This is a genomic window from Candidatus Dojkabacteria bacterium, from assembly GCA_016927995.1.
In the GTDB taxonomy this organism is placed as follows: domain Bacteria; phylum Patescibacteriota; class Dojkabacteria; order JAFGLO01; family JAFGLO01; genus JAFGLO01.
In genome coordinates this window covers 101,832-123,097 of sequence record JAFGLO010000004.1, presented here as the reverse complement: position 1 = coordinate 123,097, position 21,266 = coordinate 101,832, and the positions used below count along the sequence as shown (strand labels likewise).

The 21,266-nt window shown below is 39.1% G+C and carries 25 protein-coding genes; 14 read left to right on the top strand and 11 right to left on the bottom strand.

Annotated features, from left to right (window positions below; genetic code table 11):
- The first annotated feature begins 2 nt into the window (after positions 1-2).
- Complete coding sequence (locus tag JW962_01335; GenBank protein ID MBN1373963.1) at positions 3-431, top strand: adenylyltransferase/cytidyltransferase family protein; 429 nt, start codon at positions 3-5, stop codon at positions 429-431.
- Positions 432-468: 37 nt separating this feature from the next.
- Here JW962_01335 and JW962_01330 read toward each other — a convergent pair whose 3' ends face one another.
- From JW962_01330 to JW962_01320, 3 genes are all read right to left on the bottom strand, one after another.
- Positions 469-1,710 carry a glycosyltransferase gene (locus JW962_01330; protein MBN1373962.1) on the bottom strand — a complete coding sequence of 414 codons (1,242 nt, stop codon included), beginning with the start codon at positions 1,708-1,710 and terminating at the stop codon, positions 469-471.
- Positions 1,707-2,282, bottom strand: coding sequence for a tRNA (adenosine(37)-N6)-threonylcarbamoyltransferase complex dimerization subunit type 1 TsaB (gene tsaB / locus JW962_01325; protein MBN1373961.1), 576 nt, complete (start codon positions 2,280-2,282; stop codon positions 1,707-1,709). Before tsaB ends, JW962_01330 begins: the two co-directional genes overlap by 4 nt.
- An 84-nt stretch (positions 2,283-2,366) precedes the next feature.
- Positions 2,367-3,218, bottom strand: a complete 852-nt coding sequence (locus JW962_01320; protein MBN1373960.1) for a hypothetical protein — start codon at positions 3,216-3,218, stop codon at positions 2,367-2,369.
- Positions 3,219-3,370: 152 nt separating this feature from the next.
- Here JW962_01320 and rsmI point away from each other — a divergent pair, with 152 nt between their 5' ends.
- From rsmI to JW962_01305, 3 genes are all read left to right on the top strand, one after another.
- The gene (rsmI, locus tag JW962_01315) at positions 3,371-4,042 is read left to right on the top strand and encodes a 16S rRNA (cytidine(1402)-2'-O)-methyltransferase (GenBank protein ID MBN1373959.1); all 672 of its coding nucleotides are present in this window, start codon (positions 3,371-3,373) and stop codon (positions 4,040-4,042) included.
- Between the two features lie 221 nt (positions 4,043-4,263).
- Entirely contained in the window at positions 4,264-4,572 is a 309-nt protein-coding gene (locus JW962_01310; GenBank protein ID MBN1373958.1) for a hypothetical protein, read from the top strand.
- Between the two features lie 82 nt (positions 4,573-4,654).
- A complete protein-coding gene (locus JW962_01305) occupies positions 4,655-4,915 on the top strand; it encodes a 50S ribosomal protein L27 (GenBank protein MBN1373957.1) in 261 nt (86 codons plus the stop codon).
- Here the strand turns inward: JW962_01305 and JW962_01300 are convergent.
- Together JW962_01300 and JW962_01295 are read right to left on the bottom strand one after the other, a co-directional pair.
- A complete protein-coding gene (locus JW962_01300) occupies positions 4,912-5,526 on the bottom strand; it encodes a hypothetical protein (GenBank protein ID MBN1373956.1) in 615 nt (204 codons plus the stop codon). The genes JW962_01305 and JW962_01300 overlap by 4 nt on opposite strands.
- The gene (locus JW962_01295; protein MBN1373955.1) at positions 5,519-6,082 is read right to left on the bottom strand and encodes an RNA polymerase sigma factor; all 564 of its coding nucleotides are present in this window, start codon (positions 6,080-6,082) and stop codon (positions 5,519-5,521) included. Before JW962_01295 ends, JW962_01300 begins: the two co-directional genes overlap by 8 nt.
- Positions 6,083-6,549: 467 nt before the next feature.
- On the opposite strand from JW962_01295, the gene JW962_01290 reads away from it, so the two are divergent.
- Genes JW962_01290 through JW962_01275 form a run of 4 tightly spaced genes read left to right on the top strand, consistent with a single transcriptional unit; the run spans position 6,550 to position 9,957 of the window.
- Positions 6,550-6,987 (top strand): cell division/cell wall cluster transcriptional repressor MraZ, encoded by a 438-nt coding sequence (locus JW962_01290; protein MBN1373954.1) that lies wholly within the window; start codon positions 6,550-6,552, stop codon positions 6,985-6,987.
- Positions 6,980-7,873, top strand: a complete 894-nt coding sequence (gene rsmH / locus JW962_01285; GenBank protein ID MBN1373953.1) for a 16S rRNA (cytosine(1402)-N(4))-methyltransferase RsmH — start codon at positions 6,980-6,982, stop codon at positions 7,871-7,873. The genes JW962_01290 and rsmH overlap by 8 nt, the downstream gene beginning before the upstream one ends.
- A 16-nt stretch (positions 7,874-7,889) precedes the next feature.
- Positions 7,890-8,219 carry a hypothetical protein gene (locus tag JW962_01280; protein ID MBN1373952.1) on the top strand — a complete coding sequence of 110 codons (330 nt, stop codon included), beginning with the start codon at positions 7,890-7,892 and terminating at the stop codon, positions 8,217-8,219.
- 1 nt (position 8,220) lies between these two features.
- Positions 8,221-9,957, top strand: coding sequence for a penicillin-binding protein 2 (locus tag JW962_01275; GenBank protein ID MBN1373951.1), 1,737 nt, complete (start codon positions 8,221-8,223; stop codon positions 9,955-9,957).
- 57 nt (positions 9,958-10,014) lie between these two features.
- Here the strand turns inward: JW962_01275 and eno are convergent, their stop codons facing one another.
- A complete protein-coding gene (eno, locus tag JW962_01270) occupies positions 10,015-11,334 on the bottom strand; it encodes a phosphopyruvate hydratase (GenBank protein MBN1373950.1) in 1,320 nt (439 codons plus the stop codon).
- Positions 11,335-11,772: 438 nt separating this feature from the next.
- On the opposite strand from eno, the gene JW962_01265 reads away from it, so the two are divergent.
- Positions 11,773-12,450 (top strand): TIGR00266 family protein, encoded by a 678-nt coding sequence (locus tag JW962_01265; GenBank protein ID MBN1373949.1) that lies wholly within the window; start codon positions 11,773-11,775, stop codon positions 12,448-12,450.
- Between the two features lie 103 nt (positions 12,451-12,553).
- Here the strand turns inward: JW962_01265 and JW962_01260 are convergent, their stop codons facing one another.
- Complete coding sequence (locus JW962_01260) at positions 12,554-12,748, bottom strand: hypothetical protein (protein MBN1373948.1); 195 nt, start codon at positions 12,746-12,748, stop codon at positions 12,554-12,556.
- Between the two features lie 117 nt (positions 12,749-12,865).
- Here JW962_01260 and JW962_01255 point away from each other — a divergent pair, with 117 nt between their 5' ends.
- Entirely contained in the window at positions 12,866-13,603 is a 738-nt protein-coding gene (locus tag JW962_01255) for a hypothetical protein (GenBank protein MBN1373947.1), read from the top strand.
- A gap of 58 nt (positions 13,604-13,661) precedes the next feature.
- On the opposite strand, the gene JW962_01250 is transcribed toward JW962_01255, so the two are convergent.
- Both JW962_01250 and JW962_01245 read right to left on the bottom strand, forming a co-directional pair.
- The gene (locus JW962_01250) at positions 13,662-14,096 is read right to left on the bottom strand and encodes a hypothetical protein (protein MBN1373946.1); all 435 of its coding nucleotides are present in this window, start codon (positions 14,094-14,096) and stop codon (positions 13,662-13,664) included.
- A gap of 14 nt (positions 14,097-14,110) precedes the next feature.
- Positions 14,111-14,773: a hypothetical protein gene (locus JW962_01245; GenBank protein MBN1373945.1), complete on the bottom strand. Its 663-nt coding sequence runs from the start codon at positions 14,771-14,773 to the stop codon at positions 14,111-14,113.
- Between the two features lie 76 nt (positions 14,774-14,849).
- Between JW962_01245 and JW962_01240 the strand changes: the two genes are divergently transcribed.
- Positions 14,850-15,380, top strand: coding sequence for a transposase (locus JW962_01240; protein ID MBN1373944.1), 531 nt, complete (start codon positions 14,850-14,852; stop codon positions 15,378-15,380).
- 34 nt (positions 15,381-15,414) lie between these two features.
- On the opposite strand, the gene JW962_01235 is transcribed toward JW962_01240, so the two are convergent.
- Both JW962_01235 and JW962_01230 read right to left on the bottom strand, forming a co-directional pair.
- On the bottom strand, positions 15,415-16,335 hold the full coding sequence (locus JW962_01235; protein ID MBN1373943.1) for an FAD-dependent oxidoreductase: 921 nt from the start codon (positions 16,333-16,335) through the stop codon (positions 15,415-15,417).
- A 24-nt stretch (positions 16,336-16,359) separates the two neighbouring features.
- Positions 16,360-16,554 carry a zinc ribbon domain-containing protein gene (locus JW962_01230; GenBank protein ID MBN1373942.1) on the bottom strand — a complete coding sequence of 65 codons (195 nt, stop codon included), beginning with the start codon at positions 16,552-16,554 and terminating at the stop codon, positions 16,360-16,362.
- A gap of 131 nt (positions 16,555-16,685) precedes the next feature.
- Between JW962_01230 and JW962_01225 the strand changes: the two genes are divergently transcribed.
- The 3 genes from JW962_01225 to trpS all read left to right on the top strand — a co-directional run bounded on the left by JW962_01225 (position 16,686) and on the right by trpS (position 21,201).
- Positions 16,686-19,379: a DNA gyrase subunit A gene (locus tag JW962_01225; GenBank protein MBN1373941.1), complete on the top strand. Its 2,694-nt coding sequence runs from the start codon at positions 16,686-16,688 to the stop codon at positions 19,377-19,379.
- Positions 19,380-19,448: 69 nt separating this feature from the next.
- Positions 19,449-20,081, top strand: coding sequence for a hypothetical protein (locus tag JW962_01220; GenBank protein ID MBN1373940.1), 633 nt, complete (start codon positions 19,449-19,451; stop codon positions 20,079-20,081).
- 109 nt (positions 20,082-20,190) lie between these two features.
- On the top strand, positions 20,191-21,201 hold the full coding sequence (trpS, locus tag JW962_01215) for a tryptophan--tRNA ligase (protein MBN1373939.1): 1,011 nt from the start codon (positions 20,191-20,193) through the stop codon (positions 21,199-21,201).
- Positions 21,202-21,266: the final 65 nt, after the last annotated feature.

Below are 21,266 nucleotides of genomic sequence, written 5' to 3'. Positions count from 1 at the left end.
ATATGAATGATGTAGTTGCTTCTATTAAAAAGGCAAAAGCCGCCGGCAAAAAGGTTGGCTTTATTTCCGGTATTTTTGATGTTTTGCACATTGGGCACGTTAGGCTTTTTGCGTTTGCTAAAAAGCATTGCGACTTTTTAGTCGTATGTATTGATAACGATGTTTCGGTTAGCGAGTGTAAGGGCCCAAGTAGGCCTATATTTAAAGAAGGTTTAAGAAAAGAGGTTTTAAGTGCTTTACGGGATATTGATTTGGTGTTTGTTAATCCTGTTACTATTTCGAAAGATCCCAAGGTGGGGAATAAGCAGCATTTGGATCTTTTAAGGAAACTAATGCCGGACGTGCTTATTACGTCAAAGAAGTCTGATAGGTTTTGGGAATTTAAGAGGCAAAGGGCGAAAGATGTGGGAATTGAATTTGTATATAAATAAACTTCTACAAAACCTTAACACCGGGAAACGTCTCGTGTCAATCCCCTTCCCCCCTTAAGCTCCTCCCCACAAAACCCTGATCATCCCTTACAAGAGCAATTTTGTCAGCGGCAGCAGTCATTGGAACCTTAATACCAGCCTGCTTTTCCAAACCTTCTTTAAAAGTTTTAAGAGAATATCTGTCCTTATACTCAGCAACAACCTTAGCAGAAACTCCAGACTTAAAAAGTGCTGACCCCTCAAATTCTTCAACAGTCCGCTTAACACACAACGCACTAGCAGATTTAAAAAGCATACCGGAAACACCTTTCTTAACAATATCAGAAGCTCCGCCAAGGTCATACGCAATAACAGGCGTACTTAAGAAAATACTCTCGACCATGGCAATCCCAAAATCCTCAATTCCACAATGTATAAACCCCTTGGCAGCCTTAACAAGTGCATACATAACACCATCGGGCAAAAACTGTAGAAAATGAATGAACTTAGAATTGCCGGCAAGTTTCTTAAGCGATTTTTCTTCCGGACCCGACCCTACAATTAACAGGTGCTTACGCAATCTCTTAAAAGCCAAAATAGCCAAGTCGGCCCGCTTATAAGGATAAAGCCTTGTAACAATAATGTAAAAGTCATTAATAGGCTGTTGATTATTAATTGATAATTCTGCAATTAGCTTATTGGCAGAAGTAGTGTCCGGTTTAACGTTTAGCTCAACGGGCGGAGCTAAAATATCTGATTTAATACCGTAAATCTTTTCAGAGATAGTTGAAATATAGCTAGAAATCGAAATATTAACATCGGGTCTTTTTGCCGCAGCAAAATCCCACTGCCTAACATAGGCATCCGTAAAAGCAAATATCGGTTTAAAAAGTTTGCGAATTCCTATGTTTTTTGTATAAAAGTCAGGATTGTCCAGCTTCCAATAGTAACGAACAGGTGTGAGAATAATGTTAACATGCTTACAAGAGACAGGAGTAATAATGCCTTTTGCAGCACCCGCAGTAATAGAGATAACAAGATTATACTTTGAAAAATCAAAGCTTTCAAAAGCAAGAGGAGACAGGATAGTATAATGATTCTTAAAAATCGGGCGAAGAAACGGATGCCCCAAAAACGACGAAAATATCTTGTGCCCCGAAAGCTCCTTGTTAATATCAACCCTTTTATCATAAATTGCAGTAAAAATATCGGATTTAGGAAAAAGCTTGCAAAGCGACACCAGAAACCTATGTGCCCCACCAAACTGGGTAATTGAATCGGTTACAAGTGCAACCTTCACTTTTTAGGAGGAGTAATATTAACGGGTCGACCGTAAATAGGCGCAAGCGTTAAAACGTCGGAGGAACGTCCGGTTGAATATATTTGCAGTCCAAGCTTTGTCATGGCATCAAATACAGCATCATTAATCTCATCGAACTTTGATGATTTTTTGAACCCTATCGAAAGTTGAGATTCTAAAAGATTATCGGAAGGTAGGTTTAAATCTAATGTATAAACATTTCCGTTGTTTGCATCAATTTGTGCGGAATACATGTCGGAAGACTTACCGGAAGTCAAATATTTCTGGTAACAAATTGCCGATAATAACGACACACCTACAACAGGAATATTAAACGCCAAGGCCAATCCCTTGGCAAATGCAACACCAACACGTGAACCGGTAAAGGAACCGGGCCCCAAATCAACTATAATAAGCTCAGGTATCTCAGTGCCGATAACACTTTTATAGATTTCATCTATATCTTCGGCAATATTTGAAGGGTTTTGGTCAAGATATGCCGTCAATTGGACGGTATCATGATAGAAACCAAGAAATATTGCATTTGTTGTTGAGATCGTAAGTATGTTCATGGAATAAGTATAACACACCAGTCATTAACGTACGTGTCGGGTTTACTGGCTCCTACTTCCTCCACAGAAACCTGCTTAGATGTTTTAGTTGGGACGCGATTCAGGTGAATGCCGGATTATACCGGAAGATGGTTCTGGTAGTAATTCTCCTTGATTTCGTGGAGTTAGTGGGGTAGCACGGCTATCATCAAATGCTGAACGATACCCCTCAATTGAAATTCCCGGAAAGCTCTCTTTTATTTGGTCATTAATCAACCCCGACAGAACATCAATCATTGCTAAACCGGTATCCAGAGCCATTATCTTCCTATAAGCTAATCTCATTTTTGCTTCTAGCTCCGCAGCTAACCTTTCACCCAATTCATACTCCGTTCTTACTCCCTCATATAATCTACCCTTATAAAGACCACAACGAATAGAACCTTCCGGAGTGAAGAAATCAATTAACTTAAAATCCTCAAATTTTAAAACAGTTAAGTCAAACAAGCTGCTACAAATTGATCTTGCCTCTTTACTCTTGGGATCAAATCTTTCTAGATTCCCCAAATCCCTTTCAATTACAAAATCTACCCTTTTCTCTCCATTGCAATAAACTAAAAGCCCAAATCCCGAGTACTCCCCCAAATCATTGCTCCATCCTTCATTAGGAAGAGTATTATTACAAACCGGTTTGTAGTAGAGCTTGTCGCCATCAACCAGCCAAACCTCCAGATCCACAACGGTTGATTTTAAATTTGAGCTAAGCGACGGACACCCAAAAAGTGAAGAGGTCCAAGAAAAAAGATTAAATTTAGGAACTCGAAACAATAATTGATGACCAGATGTTGTATTGCAAAACACTTCAGGATTATACCGGCAAACCTGATCTAAATATAATGGCAATTTATCACGCCCATAAGTAATAGGATAATTTGTTATGATTTCTAGCTGCCCCATAGGATCTGTTGATATTTTACAGATTATGCATATATATTATAACACACTTTTCTTACTCATTGTTTTACTGCTTACTACTTATAAACAAATCATAGACCTATCTCTCCTGCTTCACTATTTCACTATTCCACTGATTACTGTATACTGATTATATGGCAACACTTTACCTTGTCGCAACACCAATTGGCAATCTAAAAGACATTACACTGCGGGCGCTGGATACCCTAAAGGCAGTCGATGTTATTTTATGCGAGGACACACGCACAACTCTTAAACTTTTAGGAAAATACGGCATTAAAAAAAGATTAATGGTTCACGAAAACCATAATGAAACAGAATCAGCCGAAGGTATTATAAAACTACTTAACGATGGTAAAAATCTGGCAATCGTATCGGAAAGCGGGACACCTATTATATCCGACCCTGGCTTTACCGTGGTCCGCAAAATAAAAGAGACTACAGAACATAACGTTGTATCCATTCCTGGTGCATCGGCAATCACCACAGCACTTACTGCAAGCGGACTTCCTCCTTATCCTTTTACCTTCATAGGATTTCTACCTAAAACCGTAAAGTTTCACAAAGTACTCGATAAATATATTGCACGCAAGGAAACATTCTTATTTTTTGAATCGCCAAGAAGGATAAAATCCGTCCTTGATTATATTGCACAAAAATATCCGATAGCTTCCGTCTGTATTGCTCGTGAGCTTACCAAAATCCATGAGCAGATTGTCACAAAAAAGGCTACAGAGATAGCACAGCTTTTGGGAAATGAAATTCCTTTAAAGGGTGAATTTACCGTTGTTGTTTTGTCGGAGTAAGCACTTGCTCACTTTTTTACGATTTAATACTCCATCGATTCCTATGTTCCGGAGAGGATTACTTCACTGCTTTACTGCGCAAGCTTCCGTTGATTCCTATGTTCCGGAGTATTACTTTACTACTGGACAAGTCATTGACATATCCCTACTACTTACTACCATTTGACAATCTCTCTCCGGCATGTATACTAATAAATATTTACATAACCGATTGCATTATAATGTCCAGTAAAACCAAAAGAATAATAACAGATACCGGGCTAGTAATAGAGGGTGAAGAAAACACTCATGGCAACTGCAATCATCAAATCATTGTTCTCCAATGTCCAAACTGCGGTGAGGAAATTGAAAAAACAATCAAGTGCCCCTTTTGTGGCGAACTTATGAGAGTTGTAAGCGTGATTGACGGTAATGCAGTAGCAAGACCGGTCGAACCGGATATCGTAACCAATGAAGAGGAAGAGGAATTTGGCCCAATTCTCCCGGAAGATGAAGATGCCCCCCAAGGATTAGTCGATTTAGGCGAATAACCAAATATCATTGACTAAGTCGTGTACATATATTAAAATAGCTCCGCATTTATAATGCATTAACTTACAGAGATAAAAAGTCATGGCACATGTTGCGGCAGGCTCGTCTAAAGCAAGACAAGGTGTAAATGTTGCAGGTAAAAGACGTGGTCTAAAAGTAAACGAAGGACAGAGTGTTAAGCCCGGAGTTATCATTATTCGCCAGCTTGGCACCAAAATGTATCCCGGCGAAAATACCAAAATGGGTAAAGATTTCACCATCTATGCTACAAAGGAAGGAACGGTTTCTTTCAAAAAGTTAACCGGATACAAACGAGGCAAACTTCAGATTAATGTTGTTTAATCAATCCTACTTCTTATAAGCCTTATAACTCCATATAATCCCCAGCCGATTGTTATTACCATAAGTCCAGTTCCAAAATATATTATTGCTCTTACATAACCATCCTTAGCATTATGCGTCTCGGTTTTGTCCAAGATTTCACGGGTATTTGTTTCTTTGGCACTTATATGTTCGTCATCCACGATGGAAGTTGGAGGAGACGCAAAGTCTATGGCATTCAACTCACCGATATCTGAACTCTCTTTAAGCCTTTTTTCTTCTGTGCTAAACGCCTCTTCATAAAGATTTTCAGAAGATTCTAACTGATTAAGGCCAAGATTTCCCCCGGGTAGAACATGTCGAGAAATTACCTCGAAGGTATTAAACGTTAAAAAGCCAATCACCAAGGACAGTGGAACAAATGCACCGCCTATTAAAAGATTTTTAGCAAAGCCCAAAACAAATCTTGCCCACGATTTGGATTTTATCAGTTGCTTTGGATTAACCTTAGGTTCACGTTGAGACATTTGATCAAGGTTACTGCTAATCCTGTTCCAAATACGCATAACAGTACTATCATCCGGTTTAACTGAATTATTGTATTGTTTAAACACACTCTTTATGTTATCCATTTTCTTTATTCACCAACTTATTAGCTTTTCCCAATGCCCTATTCTGAATCACCTTTACATTGCCTTCGGAAATTTTTAACTCCAGTGCACACTCTTTTACGGTATACCCCAAAATAAACCGCAATCTTAGAACTTCTGCCTGCCTGGCAGGCAACTGATTTAGTATTTTCCTTACAAGTCGCTCGTTCTTATTGTCATTATTGGTATGTCGATCATTTTCATGACTCTGCAAAATATCATTACCAATGCGATCAGCCACTTGCTCTATTTTTTCTTCATCCATCGGAATGGTCCCTCTTTTTTTGTTGAAATATGTGTATACTTCATTTCTTGCAATTTTATACACCCATGTTTTAAAAGAGCTTTTTCCCCTAAATTGTTTAAGTTTTTCAAACGCTTTTGTAAAGCTTTCTGCGACAATATCATCGGTAACTTCTTTTCCTAATGAGAACGAGTATACAAAGCGGTATATACAACTAACGCTTTCTTCGTATAAGGCCTGCATTGCGGTGCTATCTCCGTTTTGTGCTGTTTGTACCAACTTTGATTCGTTCACCTTGCGTTATTTATATAGATTATGCAGGTTACAGTATTATACACTGTAAGTATCGGTAAGTATCGATAAATACCGGTAAATACCGGTAAATATCGGTAAGTATCGATAAATATCGTAGTAGGGACAGGTCTAGACCGACATGCCGCAACATTCAAATAACGAAAAGATCATGACTCTAATAACCCCGTGACGGTCTTACACCCACACCCCTGCTAACAAATAACGAGCTGGTCAATATATTTTCCAATGCGTGTAGGTGTATGCAAAGATCGGTCTCTTAGAATGGTTATCCACTGGCAATTTCCCGAACTGGAGGTGCGGGTCTAGACCTGTCCCTACGAAAGATGATTCAACCATTTGACAAGCCCGTTTTCAGCATGCTATATTGGTGGTGACTAGTGGTGATATGTGGGGTTACCACCTTGGAAACAAATCCGAATAATGAATTTAAATAAACAGGTTTTACAATGCTAATAGGTGAATTCATGCAAAAGGTTGGAGAAAAAAAACGCATAGCAATTCCGTATGATCTACGAAAAGAGCTAAAAGGTAAGTTATATATAACTCGTGGGTACGAAAATTCTTTAGTGCTCGTTAACAAGGATCGCTTTGAAAAGATAACAAGCGAAATCACAAACGGCTCAATAATTAATAATTTTGTCAGGGATACTGCCAGAATCTTGGTTGGTGGCGCAAAAGAAATATTACCCGATACTCAGGGTCGATTTGTGATCCCGGACAATCTCTTTAAATATGCACAAATACAAAAAGAGGTAGTCTTTGTCGGACTTCTTAACTGGATAGAAGTCTGGAGCACGGAAAGCTGGCAGAAACGACTTTCTTATCTTGACACACATGGTGAAGAAATTGCACAAAAACTTACAAACCAAAACAGAAATGAATAAGGCACCAGTACATAAACCGGTACTTTTAGAGAAAGTTATTGAGTACCTTAATATTGTTCCTGAAGGGAACTACGTTGATGCAACATTAGGTGATGGCGGACATAGCACTGAAATCCTTAAGGCACTAGGCTCAGGTAAGCTTGTAAGCCTAGATCACGATACCGAAAGTATAGAGTTCGTAAAAACAAATAACCCATTAGCCAAACTTGACAACTGGATAATTGAAAAGGCCAACTTTAAATCCATGAAAAAGATTTTAAATAAACACAACATTGAATCTATAAACGGAGTCTTATTTGATCTTGGACTTAGTAGTAGACAGCTCGCCCAGAAAAATCGTGGCTTTAGCTTTTACGGAAGCAGCAAGCTCGATATGCGAATGGATAAAGACCTATTAGTAAACGCCTTTGATCTTTTACATGCTCTATCAGAGTCCGAACTAACCAAACTCTTTACAGTATACGGACAAGAACGTTATAGCAAATCAATTGCCAGAGAAATAATAAAAGCCAGAAAAGCAGAAGAGCTTACAACCACGCACGAGCTTGTAAAGGCAATCTACAAGGGAGTGCCGGAAAACTACGACAGAGGAAGAAAACACCCGGCAAGACGGGTTTTTCAGGCATTAAGAATTGCCGTCAACGACGAAATTAACAACCTAAAAGCAGCGCTTCCGGAGGCATTTTCCTTACTTTCTCACAAGGGACGACTAGTCATTCTTGCATACCACTCACTCGAAGCCGGTGTTGTTGAAAGTTTCATTAATGAAAACTTCGACAGCCTTTCGCTTCTTACCCCAGTCCCTCTTACCCCAGAAGAAGAAGAAGTATTGGAAAATAAACGCTCTAGAAGCGCCAAGCTTTTTGTAATAGAAAAATCTACATAACATAACAAACACTGCCGTGACACTGCCCAAAAACAGACAATCATTCATCAAAATTCCAAGGCTTTCATCTCTTACAATCTGTTTTTTGATTGGACTCATATCTGTGTTAAGTTATATAACAGTCAAACTTTATTCCTCGACGCAACTATTACCAATCGGCAGTGAACTAAGACAAATTGAAGAGGAAGTTGAAAAAATCACAGATAGCTCGGCAACTGTTTTAAATGATCTTGCACACTATAATTCCACTGAACTTATTCGCATTCAGGCAGAAACAGAGCTTGAAATGAAAACACCTGAAACGGTAATATACCTTCCAGTAGGAAATTTGGCACAGGTTAAGTAAAATGAATGTACGTCGTAATTCCGAGTCCGATATGCTCCCAAGATTAATCTGGGTATTCCTAGGTTTTTCCATATTTATCGGACTTATCGTCTATCAAATGTATAAATGGCAGATTGTTTTTCATGAACGATACAGAACGGCTGCGGAAAACCTTACTAGCGCACAAGAAACCATTGTTTCACAACGGGGAATAATCTACTCATCGGACGGCACAGTCCTTTCTATAGATGAACCTGTATGGTTTTTATATTTTTCGATAGGAAGTTCAAGTTATGACAAGAAAACATTTATAGAGCAAAAAGATACCGTTCTAAAAATTATTTCGGATACACTTGGATTTTCATATGAAGAACTTTCAGCAAATATTGAAAAAAATCCAAACTACTATCCGATAAAGCATTTTATCGACGACTCAACAAAACGAGCAATCGAAGAACAAAATCTTTTCGGAATTCATTTTGAAAAGGAGTATCGACGTATCTATCCAAACGGAAAACTTGCAGCAAACGTTCTTGGGTTTGTAAAAAAGAATGATTATGGTGAAGATGAGGGTCAATACGGCGTTACACAATTTTATTGGGGTGCACTTTCAGGCACAAAGGGTTATTCACTTTCGGAAAGGGATATCTTAGGAAATATTATTCTTGAGGCTGATTACGATCCTATCCGCCCACGTGACGGTAAAGATATTGTACTAACAATTGATTCAACGGTTCAACGAATTGTAGAAGACGAACTTAAGCAAGGAGTAGTCGAAACCGGATCAAAAGGCGGAGTCGCAATTGTAATGGATCCCAAAACAGGGGAAATTATTGCAATGGCAAGCTATCCAACCTATGATCCAAATAAATATTGGGAAGTAAAAGACACCGGAGTTTACAGAAATAGAGCTGTATCCGATGCTTATGAATACGGGTCAGTTAATAAACCACTTACGATCTCAATGGCGCTTGAGCTTGGAAAAATTGATGAGAACTATATCTGTTATGATAATTATGGATATATAGAAGTATACGACTATAAACTCTACACTTGGAATAAACGTCCCGATGGAGCCCTAACCCCTGCCGGTGTTCTCCAAAAGTCAAACAATGTGTGTGCCGCACAAATTGGAATGTTACTAACTCCTGAGGAATATTATAACTATCTTGTAAAATTCGGAATTGGAACAAAAAGCGGAATAGGCCTTGGTGATGAAGTCTCAGGACTCTATCCTAACCACACTGAATGGACAAAACTTGACGTTGCAACTGCTTCGTACGGACAAATGATTACTGCAACCCCAATCGAAATTATTTCAGCCATTTCGGCAATTGCAAATGACGGCAAGCGAATGCAGCCCTATATTGTTGAAAAAATAGTCGGACCGGATGAAACACTTATTGTTGAACCTAGAGTTGTTTCAACCCCTATATCAAAAGAAACGGCTGATTCTGTATCACAAATGATGTCAACTGTTGTTACGGAAGGCGATGCCAGATATTACCTTAACGAATTTCCCGAATACAAAATTGCCGGAAAAACAGGAACTGCCCAAATTGCAAGGATTGATGCCCCGGGATATCAAGAAGGAAAGACTAACGTAACTTTCGTGGGATTTGCCCCTTACGATAATCCGCAGTTTATTATGCTTGTAAAGCTTGAAGAGCCAACTACGAGTACTTTTTCGGCAGATACCGTTGTTCCTGTTTGGGCAAACATTTTTAGAGCCATTAAGGACGAAGTGGTGGATTTATAGATGCATCTGTATTAGCACTGCAAATAAAGCATAAATAAACGTTACAAAGATCATTTTTTATCTCTTAATCACCATATCCGGTGTAATCATGCGCAAAAGCTCGTTATATTTCTCGGCACGTTCGGACCGACTAGGTGCACCGGCTTTTATAAATGTGGTCTGACCTCCTACTGCAATATGTGAAATTGTAGTGTCGACAGTTTCCCCGGATCTGTGTGAGGTCGCAATTTTTATGTCATTGTCCTTGCAAAGTTTTATAGCTTCGAATACGCCGGTTATCGTGCCTATCTGATTTGGCTTAATAATTATCGAGTTAATTGCGTTTGTATCAATACCCTTCTGAATTCGGTCAACATTAGTGACAGTAAGATCATCTCCCATACAGTAGCGATTTTTAACATCCATAATTGGTTTGAGAGTTGCAAAGCCCTCCCAATCATCCTCGTGAAACCCATCCTCCAAAATAAGAATTGGGTATTTATCTAAAAGCATTGTGTAATAGGCCACAACGTCCTGAAAGGTTCCTTCAACATTTGTCACCTTTCCATTCACAAGCTGATGTGGCAACTTATACCACTTTCTTTCGACATCGTAGTATTGTGATATAGCAACATCAAGCCCAATATTTACTTGATCACCTGGAGTGTATCCCGATGTTTCGATTGCTTTAATTAGGAGCTCCATTGCTTCAACGTCTGATGGAAGATCGGGAGCAAAACCACCTTCATTTCCTACATCTGTATCGATTTTTTGATTGCTAAGAAGCTTTAATAACGTTTGAAAAATTTCGGCACCTGCTCTTATCTTTTCCCTTATGTCAGGAATACCGGATGGAATTATCATGAATTCTTGTATTGCAATATTGTTATCGGCATGGGCACCTCCGTTAAATACATTGAACATTGGTGTCGGAAATATCAGATTGGGAGGATAAGCCAGCCCATATTCATCTTTTAATATTTTCATTATGTATCTATATAAGGGTACATTCTCTAAATATGCACCTGCCTTTAAAACTGCAATAGACACAGCCAAAGCTGCATTAGCTCCAATATTTGAAAAATTTTCGGTTCCATCGGAAGCTCTGATGCTTTCATCGATTTGTTTTTGAAGCCTTGGATCAAGTCCCATAATTTGCGGACCTATTAAGACCTCGGCATTTACACATGCTTGTAATACACCTTTACCGTGGTACCGTTTGGGATCATTAGTATCACGAAGCTCTACAACCTCGTGAGTCCCGGTAGATGCACCACTAGGAACCGATGCTCTATGAAACGATCCGTCGGTTAAAATTAAGTCAACCTCGACGGTGGGATTACCTCGGGAATCAATAATCTGCCTGGGAATTATATCTTTTATTGTTACCGGTGCCATTCTAAAATAAACATAAACTAAGTCTTACTTTAGTATACCTTAAACAGTAAAGTAGTGAAACAGTGAAGTAATACACTCCGGAAGATACCTATGAGAGAAGTGGCAAGCTTTAACACAAAGGCAAAACAGATAAAGGGTTCACTTCGAACATAGGAATCAACGGAAGCTTAAGCAGTGAAGCAGTAACGTAGTGAAACAGTGAAGTAGTGAAGTAGTAAAACAGTCAAGTAATCACCGAAAAGCTAGTGTGAGAAGAAGAAATCGCTTTAGCAAAAAGGCAAAATAAGCAAATGGCTTCCGATGAACATAGGAATCGAGGGAAACTTAAGCAGTGAAATAGTGAATAGACTAGCAAGCAAGAGACTATAGCAACAGGATCACTATGAGAAGTAAAATTTGTGCTATACTAAAATCTGATAATTTTTTACATAACAAAAAATGAAGTACGAAATAAAAGGTGGAAATCTCCCATACATTGTAATGAAACTCTCAAAAGGAGAATCCGTGTTTTCCGAAAAGGGCGGAATGGCCTGGATGAGTCCACAAATTAAAATGGAAACAAATATGCGAGGCGGTGTTATGAGTGCAATCGGTCGAGCATTTAGCGGAGAAAGTATGTTTTTGGCAACCTTCACGTCTGAAGCAGATGACGCAGAAATTGCCTTTACCTCGGAATTTCCAGGACAAATTATTGAATTTGATTTATCAGGTAACAGTATAATTACACAGAAAGATGCATTCATGGTTGCAGAAAATACAGTAGAACTATCCGTTCACTTAACAAAACGTTTTGGAATGGGACTTTTAGGCGGTGAAGGCTTTATCCTTCAAAAATTATCAGGCAAAGGCAAAGCTTTTATCGAAGTTGCAGGATCAGTTGAAGAACGTCTCTTAACAGAAGGAGAAGAACTACTAGTCGATACCGGATATATTGCCGCATATGAAGACAGTGTAACTGCAGACATTCAAATGGTTAAAGGATTTAAAAACATTTTGTTTGGTGGTGAAGGCTTGTTTTTGGCAACAGTAAAGGGTCCAGGCAAAGTATGGCTACAAAGCATGCCCATTATGGAACTTGCAAAAAAGATTATTCCTTATGTTCCAAGAAGAGGATAGTAAGTAGTGAAATAGTACAGACATGTCTCGGACTTGTACGGTGAAGTAGTATTTAGCCGGTAGCTTGTGTTGGAAATCCTTTGTCGATCTACAAGAGAATGAGCTAATCAACCGCCTGCAGGGAACTTTGATAAAGTCTTCTTAGTCTTGCAAAACGCTCATCAAGAGCTTCTTCCATATCTATTCCTTCACGTTGACCAATTAAGTAAAACTTCACTAATCGGTTTAGACTCTTTGCAGAAACCAAAAGCCCTTCTCCGAGAGCTCCAACTACCAATCTTAAGGCTCGATTATTCAATCCCCCTGCGAGTTCACACAGAAGTATTCAACCCATAATAGCGAGGAAAGTACTGTTACTTTTTTTTATATCGTTCGTATTACTATGCATAACCAACATAAATTTACAAAACTTAAAATGGTTAAAAACAAAGGGTTAGTCATTGCATTGTCAATGATTACTGTGCTCTTCTTAGGTATTGCTACCGGACTGTTTATCGAGAATAAGACTCCGGTAGTAAACACCTTGTTCTCCTCGAACAACAATGGCACAGGAACTGAAAAAGAGGAAACGATTACCGATGAAAATATCGAATCGTTAAGTACATCATATACATTAAAACTACCAAATGACAAGCAAATAAAAGTACCTGCAAGCTGGCAGGTTACAGAGGTAACTGTAAACGTTTTACAGCTTGATGCCCGAATTCCCCAAGAACAAGGCATCAGCTTCTTCGCCCCTCTTTGTAAGCAATCTGAAGATGGTTGTGATGTCGAAGGAATATACCCAATTCATGATAAAAGTGTGGTCAGGCTTTCTAATGGAGAATCGGAACTTTATATAGAAGAAAGGTCTTTACATGTAGTTGGTCCAATAGGGTTTCAATGCGACATTTTGGAAAAGGATATCTCCGAGTACACAATTGTATTCGAATCAAAAGGTGAGGACCATGTGGGATTAGTTCGTTCAGAAAGTGCTGGCAACTGGACCTACACCCCTTACAGATTCACTGAGACAGATATGTGTCTTGGAACAGTTGGTCAACCTAACTATATTATGGCAACAATAGGTTTAGAAACTTATGTGTTCAATGGAAATTCTGAAGATATTGCTGTTGCGGATGGGTTAATGATTGATTACCTGGATCTCGAATAATGGTTAATATGCGGCGGGCCAATCGGCCCGCCGCACACAGATTACAGTTTCTTGTTATCTATTCCTTGCTACTCTCTTTCTTTTTGCCTTCACCCGTACTTGCCCACTTAGTCACAAATGCAATAATTGTAAAAATAAACGAGGCAAGTAGTAGTGTAAGAACGCTGTCAACACTTCGAATAGAAGGAGTCTCGAGGATTGCAAGATCCAAAGGCGCAAGTGAGCCTCCGGTAAATGCAAAACCGTCAAACAAAAGCGTTCCAATATAAATCACAAAAAATCCAATAAGCGTCCCCATTAAGAGAAAAATTAACAGATTTTTCTTTTTTAACTGGCTGTAAACATACTCGGTAAGCCAGATTGCCGCAGTAATTAAAAGTGCAACAAGAAAAAGCGTTGCCTGATTTGCAATAATAATTCCGGAAAGCACTGAATTTATTATCCAAGCCGACGTAATACTTGTTAGAAAATATAAAACGTATTTTTTCAACACATTAATATATTAAATTATTTAAGTTTTTTTCTATTCCTAAAGTATACAAAAATACCACCACCAATTACAAGAACCGATACCCCGGCAAAAACATAGTCAACAACTCCGGTAGAAGGAGAACTTTGAGTGTATCCACTTATGTCTGTAACAATTTTGTAAGATCCAACCGAAGGAGCAACTGTTAGAATGTTTGCAGGCGGACTACCTGTTCCATAAATGACTGTATTTCCAGGTGAATCAGCTCCGTTATATCGAAAATTTAGATTGGTGTCACCAATTCTTAAAGCTCTAAAATATACGGTTGCAAACCGCTCTGGAACACTGGTATTTGTATAGGAAGAAGAGCAATATCCAGTAATAATAACATATCCACTATCATTTGATACACCATACTCTGCGGCCCCGGTAGGATAGTTACAGTACATATTGGTTCGTTCAACCTTTGTAACCTCGAAATATGAAGGATCGAATTCAAATACAACTCTCGTGGATAACGAATTCTGCCCCGCAGTATTTACCAGAATGTCAACCCAAAACTCCTCACCTACTCCTGTGAATCCACTTCCGGGAGAAAATGCAACACTGGGTAAACTGCTTCCTCCGGAAGCATAAGCGAAGGATGTAAAAACACGAAAAAACAAAGCTGCTGTAAGCATAACCTTAAGAATTTTGCTCATGACTCATTATATAGTAATCGCAAAATGCTGACCAGTAGGGACAGGTCTAGACCGACAGGGGTATTAAATTCACATTATGCCAACTTGGTTTCTTCCATATGGGGGTGCGGGTGTGTTAATGTTAAGTATGGAAGAAAAAGGAAGGAAAAGACAACGGCTTAAAGGATACGACTACAAAACACCAGGATTTTACTTTATTACAACGGTAGTAAAGACAAGGCCCCAGATCCTAGGCAAGATTAAGAGAAATATGTTTGTCTTAAGTGACTTAGGCGCAATCATATTGGGTTGTTGGCATGACTTACCTGTTCATTATTCCGGAATAGATTTGGATGCCTTCATTGTAATGCCAGACCATTTGCATGGGATAATTCACCTGATTGAACCAGAAAAAAACTTGTCTGAAATCATGAGAGGATTTAAATCGAACTCATCATGGAGGATAAACAAGAGGTTTCCCGGCAGATTCGAATGGCAAAGATCTTTTTACGACCATATTATTCGGAATGAAAGAGATCTACAACGTGTTCGTAATTACATATACTTTAACGTGCAAAAGCACAAAGGACATATTGGTAAGCACTCTCTGGACCCCCTGCCGGTCTAGACCTGTCCCTACGTAAAATAAAAAAATAAAAAAATCATTTACGAATCCATTGGGCAATGCTACTCGCGGCAATAGCGCCTTCGCTACAAGCCGTGATGATTTGATGATACTTATTTGAATTTGTAGTTATATCGCCGGCAGCCCAAATTCCATCCACATTGGTTGCCTGATCAGGTTTGACTACAATATATCCATCCAAATCAACACTAAGCCCTAGCCCTTGAGTAAATGCTGTAGCAGGTGTGGTTCCAACCTCGATAAATATACCGTCTAGCAGAATTTCGCTCTGCCCATCATGAGGTGACGCAAGCCTAACACCTGTAACTTTATCTTCTCCCAAGACAACTTCAACCTCGGTTTTTAATAGCACTTCAATATTTTCTTTTTTATTTATGGAATCGATTAAAACCTGATCACCCTTTTGGGTGCTTCGCACAAACTGATAGACTTTCTTAGCAACTCCGGACAAATACAAACTTGCCATGTTTGCTGCGTTGGCTCCACCAATTACTCCTACAATTTTATCTTTGTAAAATGGACCATCACAGGTGGCACAGTAGCTAACGCCTTTTCCCACAAGACTTAGCTCGCCCTTAATACCAAGTTTTTTATGATATGTTCCAGTAGCAATTAGCACTGCCTTTGAAGTATATTCTTTTCCCAAACCTGTTTTTACAACAAAGCACTCGGTCTCTTTTTCTATTGAAATAACTTCATCAATCACAATCTCAGCTGCATTATTCTCCACAACCTCTTTCATTTTTTGCATAAGCCCAATTCCTGATATGCTTTTTTCTGTTGGGAAATTGCACACATTGTGAGCTTCTGTTGCAAGCCCGCCGGGAATAGAGCCTATTACTACATTACTAATTCGATAGCGGGATGAATACACCGATGCGGTATATCCCGCCGGACCCGCGCCTATTATTATAAGATCATAAGTTTGCGCTGACATTATATGTTTTTTAATTTATTGATTTTAGTGTCCGCAACCAGGACATGTTGCACAAGCTCCACTACAACCGCTGCTTCCTATACTAACTGGTTTTATTATCTTTTTGCAGTCAGGACTTTTGCACTTTGGACACACAATTTTTTTCTTACCAAGCTCAGAAAGCTTAAGCTCTACTTCGAATTCATGCTTACACGACTGGCAGACATAATCATATTTCATACTCTAATTTTTCCGCATCTTAGATATTTATGCAAGTACTAGTTGCTCCATGTTTACCAGGGACCTTAATTGTGCTACAATGACCAGTCAATAACGAGTATACATTCATATAAACTTACCACAATCAGCAAATGGCAGAAGTACAAACAGATAAGCCTTTAGCCGAATCAACCTCCAAAACTAAAACCAACGAACCGATAAAATCACAAAGTCGAGGTGCCGTTATCGAAACTAATATAGTTGATGAGATGAAGAAAAGCTACATCGACTATTCTATGAGTGTTATTGTAGCCCGTGCCCTTCCCGATGTACGTGATGGACTTAAACCTTCCCAGCGTAGAATACTTGTAGCAATGAACGATCTTAACCTGACTCCGACAGGTCATTACATTAAATGTGCAAAAATCATTGGAGACGCCACAGGAAACTATCACCCACACGGTGATGCGGCAGCTTATGGAACACTAGTAAACATGGCACAAGACTTTAGTACCAGATATCAGCTAGTCTTTGGCCAAGGAAACTTTGGTTCGATCGACGGCGATCCTGCTGCTCATATGCGTTATACCGAGGCCAAAATGACCCGATACACAGTTGCACTTCTAGAAGATTTAGAAAAAGGTGCCGTTTCATATCAACCCAACTACGATGCCCGGCTTAAAGAACCAAGCGTACTTCCGGGACTATTTCCAGGACTAATCTGTAATGGTGCCGAAGGAATTGCCGTAGGTATGGCAACAAAAATTCCACCTCACAATCTTTCTGAAATTACCGACGCTCTAATTAACATGGTTGACTTAGGTAACAAGTGGAGTGGCAAGCCTGCATATAATAGACTCCGCCACGAAAAGGAAAACGCCGAAAAGATCCCTAGAGTACTTTCCAATCAACCCGAGAGCTGTTTTGAAAACTATCTGGAAGGAGCAACCTTAAACGAAGGTGAAGTTCTTTATCCGACATTCAGAAGTGAGATTACCGTCGAGGAACTAATGAAATTTGTTAAAGGACCTGATTTCCCAACCTACGGAATCGCTTACAATAAAAAAGAGATGGCCGAAATGTACGCAACCGGTCGTGGCCGTGTACTTATGCGGGCCAAGGCCGATATTGAAGAATTAAAAGGTGGCAAATTTGCAATTATTATTACAGAACTTCCATTCCAAACAAACAAAGCATTCCTAATAGAAAAGATTGCAAGTCTTGTAAAGCTCGGAAAAATCAAAGGAATCTCAGGACTCCGTGATGAATCGACAAAAGACGGAATTAGAGTTGTTGTAGAGCTTTCACGAAACAGTAACCCACAAACAGTATTAAACAAGCTCTTTAAATACACCGACATGCAAAAGGCCTTTAACGCCAACATGATTGCACTTGTCGATGGTGAACCAAGAACCTTAACTTTGCGCGAAATCTTGGAACAGTACCTAACTCACAGAATTGTCGTTACAATTCGTAAAAATGAGTTTAATCTATCACAGGCTCGATATCGAGAACATATTCTTGAAGGATTAAAAATTGCACTTGATTTTCTTGATGAAGTCATTGCAACCATTCGTGCTTCAAAAAACCAGGAAGACGCAAAAGTTAACCTTATTACTAAGTTCAAGCTTACCGAAGTTCAAGCTCAGGCCATTTTGGACATGCAACTTAGGCGACTTGCCGCACTTGAACGTCAAAAAATCGAGGATGAATACAAAGAAGTCCAAAAAAACATTAAAGATATAATTGCACTTCTCGAAAGTAACGATAAAATCCTATCAACAATTAAAGCCGATCTCTTGTCACTTAAAGAAAAGTACGGCGATGCTCGCAGAACCAAAATTGTTGCCGGCGGAGTTGATGATTTCTCGGAAGAGGATTTGGTTACAAATGAGCCAACAATTATAGCTCTAAGCAGTCTTGGATATATTAAACGTACAAATCCTAATACTTACCGCACTCAAAAGCGTGGCGGGAAAGGCTCTGTTGCAGCAAAGACCAAAGACGGCGACTTTGTAAAAGAATTGTTCATGTGTGAAACCCACGATTCCATAATGTTTTTCACAAGCAAAGGTAAAGTTTTTGTGGTTAAGGCATATGATATTCCGGAATATGGAAAACAAGCCAAAGGTATTCCTATTGTCAACTTTATTCAGATCGATGCCGACGAAAAGGTAACAGCCGTTCTTCCTAAGCGCACATCAGACAAATCCCAAAAATACTTTATTATGTCAACCAAACAAGGTATTGTTAAAAAAACTAAGCTTTCGGAATTTGACAAAATTCGTGCTAGCGGACTTATTGCGATTTCACTAAACACGGGTGATGAGCTTTCGTATGTTAAATCCACAAGCGGTAAAGACAATATTATGCTTATAACTCGTGAAGGAAAATCAATTCAGTTCAAAGAAACCGACGTTAAATCAACAGGAAGAAATACTAAAGGTGTTACAGGTATTAAATTTGCAAGCGATAGCGATTTTGTTGTTAGCATGGATGTTATTCCCTCACCTGACGGTAGAAACCTTATTATTTCAGATAATGGTTACGGTAAATTTACCTCACTTACCAACTATCCTACCCAAAAACGTGGTGGCAAAGGTGTAAAAACCATGGAGATTACTACAAAGACCGGAAAAGTTGCCGAAACTAGAATTATTTCCAACGGCGAATCCGAAATTATGGTTGTTTCAGAAAAAGGTGTACTTATCCGAATTGGAATTACCAAGATTCCAACACTTAATCGAATTACTCAGGGTGTTCGCATTATGAAGCTCGATTCCGGCGATAAGGTTGCTTCGTTGGCCGTTGTAGAGGAAAATATTGAAGAACCTGAAGAAAAATAATAAAACAATCTTTACCCAGCCCCGAAATTGTGATATAATACGGCATTAACTTTTGTCGCATGTTAGATTATGAGAACTGCTACCCAAGACGCATACACGCGTCTCGGAATAACACCCGAGCTGTTAGATTATCTCACCTTGCAAGGTGAGCAAAGTGAATTAGCTCAATTGCAAGAAGCTATTCAGGCAGAACTGGTTAGACCCGAAATAGCTCAAACTCTTCAACTTATAGATAAAACACCGCTCGGCATTTTGTTTCAGAATCTATATAAAAGGCTCGGTAATAGCCCAACCTTTTCGCTCATCTTACACACAGTCCTTACGCATATTCAGGGTGAAGCAGTTAATTCACTTAGAGACGGAGTCTCAAACATAGCCGATACTCCCATGCAGGATCAGGCAGACGCCTATATAGCCAGAGGAACATTTGTTCTTCATTTCGGTAACTTCTCTCCAGATAAAGGTTATAAAGTTAATCCTGATGACGGGATTGTGTCATCCTCACACAATAGAGATGAACTTATGAATGCAATGAGAGCCGTAAGAAACGAGACTGTATTTGACAAAAGAGTTATAGCAAATATTGGAATACGACCAACCGATACATCGAAATCGTGTGGCATTGTAATGCAAGTTCCGGGAAATTTAGTTCTTGATGTCTTTAGGGTTCTTCGACCTGAACAACCCGCAACTAAAGATTAGGCACTCTATCATCACTTCAATCGGCCAAGTGATATGACTCCACTCAAAATTTTCAATACTATCGATATATCTGCTATACTTAAGAACAAAATAACTTTGCAAAGCAACAATGAAAAAGCGAATACTCACTGGCGACCGACCAACAGGAAAACTCCATTTGGGCCATTATGTAGGTTCACTCTTGCAGCGAGTCGAGCTTCAAGATGAATATGAGCAGTTTGTAATTGTAGCTGACATTCAAGCTTTAACAGACAACTTTGACAACCCTAAAAAAGTCCAAGAAAATGTGTTTGAGCTAGCTCTCGACTATATGGCAGTGGGAATCGACCCTACCAAATCTACAATATTTATACAATCGCAAATTCCTGCAATCGCAGAGCTTTTTATATATTTTGCAAACTTCGTATCTATAGAACAGCTGTCGCATAATCCAACAATAAAAACTGAACTCGCCGAAAAAAGTCAAACCAAAGAAGCTTTCAAAGATAGTACACCACTTGGATTCTATGTGTACCCGGTACATCAGGTAGCCGACATAATGTGTGTAAATGCCGATCTGGTTCCCGTTGGCGAAGACCAAGTTCCACATGTAGAATTAACTCGTGACATTGTCCGCAAATTTAACAAGATGTATAAAACAGACTTCTTTCATGAACCAAAAGCCAAAGTAACTAATTTGGGACGATTACCTGGTACTGACGGACAGGGTAAAATGAGTAAAAGCATTGGAAATTGCATATATTTGTCAGATGATTCCGAAACCGTAAAAGCGAAAGTCATGAAAATGTATACTGATCCAAGTAGAATAAAGGCCACGGATCCCGGAAAAGTTGAAGGAAACCCGGTATTTATTTATCATGATGCATTTAACCCAAATAAGTCAGAGGTAGCCGAACTTAAGGAAAGATACACAAAAGGCACCGTGGGTGATGTAGAGGTAAAAGAAAAACTGTTTAATGCACTTGACGAATTCTTAACACCAATCCGACAAAAGCGCACAGAACTTGAAAAGAAACCCGATTTCGTAATGGATGTCTTACATGAAGGTACAAAAAAAGTGCGCACAATAAGCAACGAAATCGTTGAAAAGACAAGAGACATAATAGGATTACGATATTAAAAACAAAGACCGTAGGGACGGGTTTAAAAACCGCCCCTACAGTCTCATACCCGACAAACAACACA